Annotated in this window: 9 protein-coding genes; 3 read left to right on the top strand and 6 right to left on the bottom strand. The window is 72.7% G+C overall.

Features of this window, described 5'->3' with window-relative positions:
- Positions 1-4: 4 nt before the first annotated feature.
- Complete coding sequence (locus ACIQV3_RS27180) at positions 5-2,785, top strand: glycosyl hydrolase (protein ID WP_403716225.1); 2,781 nt, start codon at positions 5-7, stop codon at positions 2,783-2,785.
- 99 nt (positions 2,786-2,884) lie between these two features.
- Here ACIQV3_RS27180 and ACIQV3_RS27175 read toward each other — a convergent pair whose 3' ends face one another.
- Positions 2,885-3,922 (bottom strand): LacI family DNA-binding transcriptional regulator, encoded by a 1,038-nt coding sequence (locus ACIQV3_RS27175; protein WP_403716223.1) that lies wholly within the window; start codon positions 3,920-3,922, stop codon positions 2,885-2,887.
- A 193-nt stretch (positions 3,923-4,115) separates the two neighbouring features.
- Positions 4,116-4,277: a carbohydrate-binding protein gene (locus tag ACIQV3_RS27170; RefSeq protein ID WP_403716221.1), complete on the bottom strand. Its 162-nt coding sequence runs from the start codon at positions 4,275-4,277 to the stop codon at positions 4,116-4,118.
- 153 nt (positions 4,278-4,430) lie between these two features.
- Between ACIQV3_RS27170 and ACIQV3_RS27165 the strand changes: the two genes are divergently transcribed.
- A complete protein-coding gene (locus tag ACIQV3_RS27165; RefSeq protein WP_403716219.1) occupies positions 4,431-5,372 on the top strand; it encodes a LysR family transcriptional regulator in 942 nt (313 codons plus the stop codon).
- Between the two features lie 419 nt (positions 5,373-5,791).
- Positions 5,792-7,156, top strand: a complete 1,365-nt coding sequence (locus tag ACIQV3_RS27160) for a carbohydrate-binding protein (protein ID WP_403716216.1) — start codon at positions 5,792-5,794, stop codon at positions 7,154-7,156.
- A 115-nt stretch (positions 7,157-7,271) separates the two neighbouring features.
- Here ACIQV3_RS27160 and ACIQV3_RS27155 read toward each other — a convergent pair whose 3' ends face one another.
- From ACIQV3_RS27155 to ACIQV3_RS27140, 4 genes are all read right to left on the bottom strand, one after another.
- The gene (locus ACIQV3_RS27155; protein WP_403716214.1) at positions 7,272-9,659 is read right to left on the bottom strand and encodes an ABC transporter substrate-binding protein; all 2,388 of its coding nucleotides are present in this window, start codon (positions 9,657-9,659) and stop codon (positions 7,272-7,274) included.
- Positions 9,660-9,823: 164 nt separating this feature from the next.
- Positions 9,824-10,273 carry an SRPBCC family protein gene (locus ACIQV3_RS27150; RefSeq protein WP_403716212.1) on the bottom strand — a complete coding sequence of 150 codons (450 nt, stop codon included), beginning with the start codon at positions 10,271-10,273 and terminating at the stop codon, positions 9,824-9,826.
- 175 nt (positions 10,274-10,448) lie between these two features.
- The gene (locus ACIQV3_RS27145; protein WP_403716210.1) at positions 10,449-11,039 is read right to left on the bottom strand and encodes a GNAT family N-acetyltransferase; all 591 of its coding nucleotides are present in this window, start codon (positions 11,037-11,039) and stop codon (positions 10,449-10,451) included.
- Positions 11,040-11,162, bottom strand: a complete 123-nt coding sequence (locus tag ACIQV3_RS27140) for a hypothetical protein (protein ID WP_403716208.1) — start codon at positions 11,160-11,162, stop codon at positions 11,040-11,042.
- Positions 11,163-11,600 lie beyond the last annotated feature (438 nt).

Here is an 11,600-nt window from a genome sequence, read left to right as displayed (position 1 = left end):
TTTCGTGCGAGCCTCCCTCTCCAGACCCGCAGCGGCGACGCTCCTGGCCATCGGCCTGGCTGCCGTCGGCCTGGGCCCCGCCGCCTCCCCCGCGGTCGCCGCCAGCATCCCGGCGGGGTCCGGCAGTTACACCGACGCGCGGCCCGCCGGCACGTCAGGACCCACGACGAACACCGGCGCCCCCGTCATCCCCAAACTCACTCCGGCCGCCCGGGACAAGCCGGTCCCGACCAACGACTGGTGGACCTCGCTCGCCTACCAGCGCTACGGCGACAACCCGTACTCCACCCCCATGTACGGTCACCCCCTCACCTACCAGGCCAAGGCCTCCGGCCTGGAGGTCGGTTACCCGACCGCGCCCGCGATCGTCGGTGACGGCCGCCAGTACGAATACGCCCACAAGGCCGACCTCACCGTCGGCCTCACCGGTCTCAACTCTCCCGACACCAAGGCCGACGCCTGGTCGGACTGGACGGTCACCCCGTACTGGGCGGACGGCTCCCGCACCTTCCGGGCCACCATCGGCCACGGCATGCCCTTCGTGTACGCCAAGGGCTCCGGCGGCGACGCCCGCGTCACGACCGCCTCCACGCCCACCGTCTTCGCGGACAACGGCAACGTCCTGGGCATCACGGTCGCCGGTCACCACTACGCCCTCTTCGCCCCGACCGGCGCCGACTGGAGCGTCTCCGGCACCACGATCACCGCCGGACTCGCGGGCAAGGACTACTTCTCGCTCGCCGTCCTGCCCTCCACGGACGCGCTCGCGACCTACCGCAAGTACGCCTTCAGCTTCGTCACCGGCTCCCAGGTGGCCTGGCAGAGCGCAGGCGGCGACGTCCGGGCGACCTACACCCTGACCACGGAGGCGAAGGAGGGCACCGAGCGCGGCGCGCTCCAGGCCCTCTACCGGCACCAGTGGCTGCACACCACCGACGCGCTGACCCCGTACACGTACGTCTCACCGCGCGGCACCATGAAGGTGCGCGAGTCCGCCTCCTTCACCACCAGCCAGAAGAACAGCGGCGTGCTGCCCGCCCTGCCCGCCTCCGGCGGCGTCGACCGGGCCCGGCTGACCGGCTACCTGAGTGAGGTCGCCAACGCCTCCGACCCGTTCTCCGGGGCCACCGACACCTACTGGACCGGCAAGGCGCTCGGCCGGCTCGCCCAACTGGTGCCCGTGGCGGACCAGATCGGCCAGACCGCGATCCGCGACAAACTCCTCGGCCTGATGAAGGGCCGGCTCCAGGAGTGGTTCACGGCGGGCGGGGCGGGCGAGTTCAGCTACGACAAGGACTGGAAGACCCTCACCGGCTACCCGGCCTCGTACGGCAGCGACACCGAACTCAACGACCACCACTTCCACTACAGCTACTACGTCTACGCCGCGGCGATCATCGCCCAGTACGACCCGGCCTGGGCGGCGGACTCGGCCTGGGGCGCGATGACCAAGCACCTGATCCGCGACACCGCCAACCCGAGCCGCACCGACGCGGCGTACCCCTTCCTGCGCGGCTTCGACGTGTACGCGGGCCACAGCTGGGCCTCCGGCCACCAGGGCTTCGCGGCGGGCAACAACCAGGAGTCCTCGTCGGAGTCGATCAACCTCAGCGCCGGTCTGGTGCTCTGGGGCGCGGCGACCGGCGACACCTCGCTCCGCGACCTCGGCAGCTACCTGCTGACGACGGAGTCCGAGGCGATCACCCAGTACTGGTTCGACGCGAACGAGCAGGTCTTCCCCGCCTCCTACAAGTACGGCACGGTCGGCATGGTCTGGGGGAGCGGCGCCGCCTACTCCACCTGGTGGACCGCCAACCCGGAGGAGATCCACGGAATCAACGTCCTTCCCGTGACCGGAGGTTCACTGCACCTGGCCCGTGAGAAGGCCGCCATCACGCGGAACATCGCCGAGATGGAGCGCGAGAACGGCGGCCCGGCCCAGGAGTGGCGCGACCTGCTCTGGGAGTTCGAGGCGCTGACCGATCCGGCGTCGGCGAAGGCCAAGTGGGACGGGGCGAACGGCAATTACACACCCGAGCAAGGCGAGTCCAAGGCGCACACCTACCACTGGATCAACACCCTCGGCGCACTCGGCGCACCGGACATGACGGTGAGCGCGGACCTGCCCACCTCCGCGGTCTTCACCAAGAACGGCATCCGCACCTACGCCGCGCACAACCACGGTTCCACCGCCCGTACGGTGACCTTCTCGGACGGCAAAACCCTTTCCGTGCCGGCCCGTGCGTCGGCCGTCGGCACCGGCCCCGGCGGCGGAGACCCGGACCCGGAGGAGCCCGGCCCGTCCACCGGCAACACCTTCCGCCTCAAGAGCGGCGGCGTCCTCACCACCGCCACCACCGACCCGGCCGGCGCGGACACCCTGGCCTCCGCCGACGGCGTGAACCGGGACGGTACCCCGTACCGGCCGACCGTCTACGAGGCGAAGCAGGTCACCGGCAAGGTCTCCGCCGGGGCCGCCACCGCGTTCCGCCTCCGGGTGGACGCCGGCGCCAAGGTCGGGCTCGCCCCGCAGGTCCGGGTCAGCTACGACCTGACCGGTGACGGCACCTTCGACCGCACCGAAACCTTCCGCTACTTCGCGACCGACCCGGTCGCGGGCTGGGAGGAGTACACGCAGGCGGTCGGCGCGCAGTCCGTCACCGGGAGCCTGGGCGAACTCAAGAACGGCACCGTCCGCCTGGAGATCTGGAGTGCGCTGGGCAACGGCACGTCGCAGGTGCAGACGGGCACGGACGCGGCGGTGCTGAGGATCCCGTACGCGTAGTCCACCGCGTGGATGAACCAGACCTACGGGCACGATCCCGTGCGGCGGGTCTCCGGCTCCTCGGGGCGGAGACCCGCCGTACGCGGCGTGCGCCGGGGTTCAGGCGGAGTCCCGCCGGACCAGCATGGTCGGCGTGATCACCGAGTCCGGTCCCGCGCCGTTCCCCGTACGGTCGAGGCCGCGCAGCAGCAGCCGTGCCATCAGCCGCCCCTGGCCCTCGATGTCCTGCCGGACGGTGGTCAGCGGCGGGTCGGTCTCCTTGGCCACCGGATCCATGTCGTCGAACCCGACGACGGCCACCTGCCCGGGCACCGCGATCCCGCGCTCGCGCAGGACCCGTAGCGCCCCCGAGGCCATCAGATCGTTCGCGACGAACACCGCGTCCAGGTCGGGCCGCCGGTCCAGCAGCTCCGCCATCGCCCGCGCCCCGCTCTCGACGGTGAAGGCGCCCTCAGCGACGAGTGTCGGATCCAGGTCCAGCAGCACGTCCCGGTAGCCGTCGAGGCGGTCCGTCGCCGAGGTCTGGTCGGGCGGCCCGGCGATGTGCGCGATGCGCTCGCGCCCGAGGTCCCGCAGGTACTGCACGGCGACCCGGGCCCCACCCCGGTTGTCGGCGTCGACGTAGGGAACGGTCCGTTCGCCGGGTCCGGCGGTCCAGCCGGGCCGACCCCCGAACACGGTCGGAATCCCCGCCCGCCGGGTGATCGCGGGCAGCGGGTCGTCCGTGTGCAGCGAGAAGGCGAGCGCGCCGTCCACGTGCCCGCCGGACAGGTATCGGGTGATCCGGTCGAAGTCGCCGGGCCCCTCCACCAGCAGCAGTACGAGCTGGGTGTCATGGGCGGTCAGCTCCTTGCTGATGCCCCGGATCTGCTGGGAGAAGAAGGGGTCCGAGAAGATCCGCACCTCCGGCTCCGCGATGACGACGGCCACCGCGCCCGTCCGCCGTGTCACCAGAGTCCGGGCCGCGTGGTTGGGGACGTAGCCGAGCTCGTCGACCGCCCGGAGCACCTTGTCCACCAGCGGTTTGCGGACCCCGTCGCCCCCGTTGACGACCCGGGAGGCGGTGGCCCGGGAGACCCCGGCACGCGCCGCGACGGCTTCCAGGGTGGGGCGGGACCCCGGGGACTGCTCGGGCAAGGCGCTCGCTCCTCGTCGACGGGGGGCGGCGACGCGCGAGGTGGTGCGGACCTGCGCCGTCGCCGGATCGGCTACAGCCTAGCGCCGGGGCGGACGGAGGAATGAGAGCGCTTCCAATTGCTCGTCGCCCGATGTGCCGCGGGGTGGTCGCCGCCGGCGCCGATCCGGCAGTGCGGCCTGAAAGCGGGGCCGCTCAACCGGCGTAGGGCTGCCACATCTTGACGGTCGTCGCCGGATTGCTCGCGGAATTGGACTTGTGCGTCACCAGGCACCGGTACTGCCTGCCGAAATGAACGACACGGTCGTTCTCCGAGTACTGCCGGTTGACCTTCCACTCCGAGAATCCTGCCGCCATGGGAGTCACCTTTCATCGAGCCGGCGCTTTGCCGGCGTGCATGAAGCATCGCACCCTCCTGAGCAGGGCGGACACCCGATGTCCTCGGCCGGCCCGATTCCGGATGCGGTAGACCCGTAGCGCATGTGCACAGGTCTGGACCAAGCTCAGTGCATGGATCTGGAGTTGAGGCACCTCAAGATCGTCAGAGCGGTCGCCGACGCCGGGAGCCTGACCCGCGCGGCCACCGCCCTGGGGCTCACCCAGCCCGCGCTGAGCACCCAGCTCAAGCGGATCGAGCGGGCGCTGGACGGGCCGCTCTTCTTCCGGGGGCGGGAGGGCGTACGGGCCACCGCGCTCGGGGAGCTGGTGCTGGAACGGGCCCGCGTGGTGCTGCCGGCCGTGTGCGAGCTTCAGGAGGAGGCGGTGCGCTTCGCCCGGCAGGGCGCGGTCGGCTACCGGCTCGGGGGGACGCACGGGCCGCTCCTGGGCGGGCTCGTCGACCGGATCGTCCGGCAGGAGCCCGGCGTGCCGGTGACCACGTACACCTCGTGGTCGGAACGCGAGGTGGCCGGGGGCGTGGCCGCCGGCAGGCTGGACTTCGCCCTGGTCGGGGTGTGCGGGGAGAGCGCCCCGCCGGGGCCGGGACGGCTCGCGTGGAGGGAGGTCGCACGGGACCCGGTGCACGTGATGCTGGCCGAGGACCACCCCCTGGCACAGCGGCCGTGGATCGAGCTGGCGGAACTGGCCGCCGAGGCCTGGACCGACGTACCGGGCGACGGGTGCTTCGGGGACTGCTTCGCGACGGCGTGCGTGCGCGCCGGTTTCACCCCGGCGTGCGTGTACGAGACGGACACGGCTTCGTGCGTGCACCTCGTCCAGGTCGGGCGGGCCGTGGGGCTGTGCCGGGCGACCTTCCCCGTGACCCCCGGGGTGGTGGCCCGGCCGCTCGCCGGGAGCCCGCTGGTGTGGAGGCACCTGCTCGGCTGGCATCCGGCGGGGCGGGCCGCGGCCCACGCGGCGGCGGTGCTGGAGCACGCGCGGGCCGCGCACACGGAGGCGCTGGCCCGCTCGTCGGCGGCCGCGGTCGCCACGACCCTGGCCGAACGGGCGTAGGCGGGACGGGGGCCACGCGCGAAGCGACGGGCCGCGGCCTCGAAGGGGCCCCGGCCGCGCCCCGGCCGCACCATGGCCGCGCCCCGGCCGCGCCCCGGTCTCATCCCGGCCGCGCCCCGGCCGCGTCCCGGCCGCACCATGGCCGCGCCCCGGCCGCGCCCCGGCCGCGCCCCGGTCTCATCCCGGCGGCACCCCGGCTGTGCCAGGGCCGCACGCCGGCTGAGCTTCGGCCACGCTCCGGCTGTGCCCGCGCGCACCGCAACCGCCGCCGGAGGGCCGTCCCCGGCGACCAGGACGCTCCGCCCCCCGGCCGCGTACCGCGGCCATAGCACCGGGGTAGGGGCCAACCGGCATCTCCCGCCGCGGCGTTCGGATTCCTACGGTGTCGCTGACCCCCCACCGAACCGAGGAGATCCCCCATGCTCAAGCGACACGCCCGCGCGGCGTGTACCGCCCTGGCCGCCGCCGGGCTGCTGCTCGCCGCCACCGGCGCCGCTGCCACGGCCGCCCCCGCGGATTCCGCCGGCACCGGGCGCCCGCAGAAGTCCGCCTCCGCCACCCTGCACACCGCCGACGCTCCTCCCGAGCTGCTCGCCGCCATGCGTCGCGACCTCGGCCTGACCCCCACACAGGCCAAGGCCCGCCTGGCCCACGAGGCCGAGGCGGGAGCCACCGCCGCCCGACTGCGGGACCGGCTCGGCGCGGCCTTCGCCGGAGCCTGGCTGGACGGCGGCGACGCGGGGACCCTGACCGTGGCCACCACCCGGGCCGCCGACACCGCGTCCATACGGGCCACCGGTGCCCGGGCGAAGCTGGTCGGCCGCTCCCTGGCCGACCTGGACACCGCGAAGGCCGCGCTGGACCGGGCCGCCACCGCCGGGACCCCGGTCCGCTACGTCGACCCGCGCGGCAACACCCTGGTCGTGGAGGAGACCCGGCCCGGGGCAGCGGCCGCCCTGCTGGCGGCCACCGGGACGGACGCGGCACTGGTCACGGTGGTCCGTACCGCCGAGGCCCCGCGCCTGCTGTACGACCTGCGCGGCGGGGACGCGTACTACATGAACGGCAGCGGCCGCTGCTCGGTGGGCTTCCCGATCACCAAGGGAACGGTGAACGGCTTCGCCACCGCCGGACACTGCGGGCGGGCCGGAACCACCACCAGCGGCTTCAACCAGGTCGCCCAGGGCTCGTTCCAGGCCTCCGTCTTCCCGGGCAACGACATGGCCTGGGTGGCGGCGAACGCCAACTGGACCGCCACCTCCTTCGTCAAGGGCAGCGGCGGGGCGAACGTGCAGGTCACCGGCTCGGTGCTGCAACCCGTCGGAGCTTCGGTGTGCCGCTCCGGATCGACCACCGGCTGGCACTGCGGAACCATCCAGCAGCACAACACCAGCGTCACCTACCCCGAGGGCACCATTTCCGGCGTCACCCGTACGACCGTCTGCGCCGAGCCCGGTGACTCCGGCGGCTCCTACATCTCCGGCAGCCAGGCCCAGGGCGTGACCTCGGGCGGCTCCGGCAACTGCTCCAGCGGCGGGACCACCTTCTTCCAGCCGCTGAACCCGATCCTGTCCTCCTACGGCCTGACCCTCAAGGTCACCGGAACCGACCCGGGCCCCGGCCCCGGTGACCCCCAGCCGGGCGGCACCTGGAAGGCCGGCTCCGTCTACGCGGCCGGCGCCACCGTCACCTACGGCGGCGCGAGCTACCGCTGTATCCAGGGGCACCAGGCCCAGACGGGCTGGGAGCCGCCGGTGGTCCCGGCGCTCTGGCAGCGGCTGTAGGTCGCTCGACGGACAGGAGGCGCCGTGGCTGCCAAGGGGGGAGCCACGGCGCCTCCGGCGCGTCCGGGACGGCTTCCGGCGTGTCCGGGACGGCTTCCGGCGTGTCCGGGACGGCTCAGGGGGTGCCGGGGCCGCTCTTCACGGTCGTCCAGCTGCCGCCCTTCACCGCGTACACCGTCAGCCGGCGGTTGAGCGTGTCGCCGTACTCGTCGAAGGCCACCCGACCGGTGACGCCGTCGAACGCCAGCCCCGACACGGCCTGCGGCATCTTCGCCCGGGCGTCAGCGGGGAGGGCTCCGCCGTTGGCCTCCACCACGGCCTTCACGGCCTCGATGACGGCCCAGGTCGCGTCGTACGCGTAGGGGCCGTAGGAACCGGCCGCCTCCTGGTACCCCGCCTCCTGGTACTGCGCGAGGAAGTCCGGTCCCTTTTCCAGGTCCTCGGCAGGGACGCCGATGCCCGTGGCGAGGTCACCCTCGGCCTTCGTGTTCTTCGTCAGGAACTGCTGGTCGAAGATGCCGTCGCCGCCCATCAGGGGGATGGTCACGCCCGCCTGCTTGAGCTGCTGGGAGAGCGGTCCGGCGGCGTCGTAGTAGCCGCCGAAGTACAAGGCGTCGGCGCCGGAGGAGCGAATCTGGGCGGCCAGGTAGGAGAAGTCGTCCTGCGCGGGATCGATCTGGTCCGTACCCACGACGGTTCCGCCGAGCTTCGTGAACGCGGCCCCGACCCCGGAAGCGAGACCGGTGCCGTAGGCGCTGCCGTCGCCGATGACGTAGAGCTTCCGCTTCCCGGCCTCGCCGTGCAGGTACCGGGCGGCGAACGGCCCCTGATCGACGTCGGTGGCGACGGTCCGGAAGTAGGTGTCGTACGGGCGGGACTTGGAGCCCTTGGCCCAGTCGGGGCCCAGCGTCAGCACGGGGTCGGTGTTGGACGGTGACACGTTGACGAGGTTCGCCCGTCCGAGCGGCTCCGCCATGGTCTTGGCGACCGACGAGGTGAGTGGCCCCACCACACCGAGCACCTTCGCGTCTCCGATGAACCGAGCGGCGTTGGGACCTCCCTTGGCGGGAGCGGCCTCGTCGTCCAGAGCCTTGATCTCGAATGTCACGCCGGGTACGTGCCCGGTCCGGTTGGACGTTCTGACCGCCAGGTCGGCGGAGTTCTTCATGCCGACGCCCATGGCCGACAGGCCGCCGCTGAGCGGCGCGTCCACCCCGATGACCACCGTGACGGTGGAGGCTGTGGAGCCGCCGCCGGAACCCCCGCCGCCGTGCGAGGTGTCACCGGTCAGCTTCCAGGTCAGAACGGACCCGGCCGCGAGCGTGACCATGGCCGCTCCCAGAACGGCGGAGCGCCGCGTGAGGGCGCGCCGACGGGCGGAAGCCCCCTCCTCCCGCCCCTGCTGGTCCGGCCGGCCGAGCGAGATCACGTCCTCGGCCGGAGGGACGGCAACGGGCGGGGTGGTCGGCCGCTCCGGTAGGGGCTGAGGGAAGGTGTCGGGCCTGTGCGCCGGTTCCTCGGCCGTGGGCGTCGGCAGCGGTGAAGCCGGTTCCGATTCCCGCGCGGTCGGGGTCGGGGCATGCTCGGTCGCCGCCTCCGGGAAGGGCTTCGTTTCCGGGACGGGCGCAGCTTCCGGCTCGCGCGGGGCGGGCTGCGAGGCCGTGTCCGCCCGGGACCGGGAGGACCGCAGCGCCGACGCCAGAAGCTCGGCGGCCTCGGCCGCGCCGACGCGTCGCGCCGGGTCCTTCGTGAGGAGCGCGTCCAGTACGGGCGCCAGCGGGCCGGCGTGGGCCGGCGGCCGGTGGGGGCGGGTGAAGACGGCCACGGCGAGGGCGTGGAGCCCGTCGGCCTCGAACGGCGGGCGTCCCTCGATGGCGTGGTACAGGGTGGCACCAAGGGCCCACAAGTCGTTCGCGGGGGTCGGGCGCTTGCCCTCCAGCTGTTCCGGGGGCATGTAGTGCGGGGTGCCGATGACGGTCCCGCTCCGGCTGAGCTTGGTCGTGGCGTCCGCGAGGTGGGCGATGCCGAAGTCGGTGAGGACGACGCGGTCCTTGGTCAGGAGCACGTTGTCCGGCTTGATGTCACGGTGGATGATCCGTGCGCCGTGCGCTTCGGTGAGCGCGCCGAGCAGGGCGGCCCCTATCTCCGCCACACGCCGCACGGGCAGCCGGCCCTGCCGGTGGATGGCCGCGGCGAGGGACTGCCCCCGGATGAACTCCATGACGATGACGGGGGAGCCGTTGTGCTCGACGACGTCGTGGATGGTGATGATCCCGGGATGGCTGAGAGTGACCGCCGCGCGGGCCTCGCCGGTGAAACGCCTGAGCAGCGTGGCACGGTCGCCGTCGTCCATCCCCGCCGGGAAGAGGATCTCCTTGATGGCGACCTCGCGTCCGAAGAGCTGCTGGTCGACGCCGCGCCAGACCCGGCCCATGCCCCCCTGGCCGATGGGTTCGACCAGTTGGTACCGGCCGGCGATGAGTTCGGGTTTCTGCTCGGTCACGCGCACACTCTAAGACCTGTTGGACCGGTCGGGTGACGGAACCATGGCCTGATCCCGTACCCCGGCCCGGTCCGCCACCCGATCCGCCGTCACATCGCGCACTGTTGGTCCCCGGAGCGCCCGCCGCCCGGCGGGAAGGTCGCCACGGGGAAGGCCGCCACGGTTCAGATCTCGCCCCGCCAGGCACCCGTCGCGACCCCACGCGATTCGATGAAGAGCTTGAACCGCTTCAGATCACCCGCCACCTGACGCTTGACGAAGCCGAGCTTGTCCGCGGCCGCCTCGGCCAGGCCGTCCGGTGCCCAGTTCATGTGCAGGACGACCTTGGTGGTGGTCGCGTCGATCGGCTGGAAGGTGACGAGCCCGGCTTGCCGGGCCTCACCGTCGACGGTCATCCACGCGACGCGCCGGTCCGGGAGCTGCTCGGTGATCTGCGCGTCGAACTCGCGCTGCACACCGTTCACGTTCGTCACCCAGTGGGTGAGCGTGTCCGTGCGCTGGACGATCCGTTCGACCCCCTCCATGAAGGCGGGGAACTCCTCGAACTGCGTCCACTGGTTGTAGGCCGTGCGTACCGGGACGTTGACCTCGACATACTCCTCGACGTGCGACATGCGCACCCCTTTCCGTGTCGTCAGCAGCCCGCACCCGCAGGTGTGGGTCGTCCGTCAGGACGTCTGGAGGCGCGACTACCCGAGCTCGACGGGCCCATGCGCGGCCCGCGCACACCGAAGACCCGCACACCGAAGACCCGCGGACCGGCGGCCGGGGCCGGGGAACTGACCCTCGTCACCGCAGGCTCCGGCGGCGTGGTCCTCGGGATCCGGCGCGACCCGAACCACCTGCCGCCGAGCCGGCCGGCGCTGACGAGGGTTCGCGCCACATGGGCCAGAGGGTGGGTCCGTCCTGCGGGAGACGGAGTTCGGAGGTGACGCGGAAGCCCAGCCGTCCGTAGAAGGGGACATGGGCGGCCTTGCTCGATTCCAGGTAGGCGGGTTGCCCGATCCTGTCGCAGTCGGCCAGCTGCTGGCGCAGCAGAGCCGTTCCGACTCCCGTCCCCTGGAGCCCCGGGTCCGTTCCCACGGACGGCAGGTACCAGTGGGGCGCGTCCGGATGGGCACCGTGCAGGAGGTTCTGGACCTCACCGGCTCGCGACATCCCACGGAGACCGAAGACGCGTACGTAGTGGGGGAGCGCCGCCAGCTCTCCCAGTGCGGAGGTCTTCCAGCGCCCGGGCCCCGACCACAGCGCGGCCGCCAGCAACCGCCCGTCGCCGGTCGCGGCGACCCGGACCCCGCCCGCGCGGGGTCTTACCTGGCGCTGGGCGAGCTCGAAGTAGCGGGCGATCCGGCGTTCCCGGTCGGCCGGGGCGGGGAGCATTCAAGCCATGACCGGGTCGTCGGAGAAGGCGCGGGCCAGCAGGGCGGCGACCGCCCCGGACTCGGAGGACCGGGCGAACCGGATGCCGTACCCGGCGCTGGGCGGTGGCGTGCGGGTGCTCATGGGCCCACGCTAGGCAGCGGTCCGGGGCTTCCGCGGTCGTGCACGACGGACACGCCGCACGAACCACCCGGCGACGCCACCGTTCCCCGCCACCGGCCCCGTGGCCGCGGGCGCGGACCGCGTGAACGGCAGCCTTCGCTGGTCCTGTGGCCTTCGATCCGGGGGCTGAAAAGCCCGCTCGCCTTCCCCTGAAAGGGGTACGGTCGGCCACGGAGGGTGAGTTCGGGGTGGTTGGGCGGTGACCCGCCCCACAGGACCTAGGTCACATACGAGGCGGGATAGTAGTCCTTGAACGTCCCATGCCCACCCCCACACACCCGCCCCCACCTGCGCGGATACCCGTCCGCGCCTCGGGGGGTCGTTGCGCCCCGGCTGCGAGGGCCACTAGTAAGAGGGGTCGTTGCCAGGGGCCCGGGACCCCCGTAGAACTGGATGAGT

The sequence above is a fragment of the Streptomyces sp. NPDC099050 genome, from assembly GCF_044759865.1.
Lineage (GTDB): Bacteria > Actinomycetota > Actinomycetes > Streptomycetales > Streptomycetaceae > Streptomyces.
Note: the sequence above shows the minus strand (reverse complement) of the source record. Positions and strands in the feature narration are given on the sequence as shown.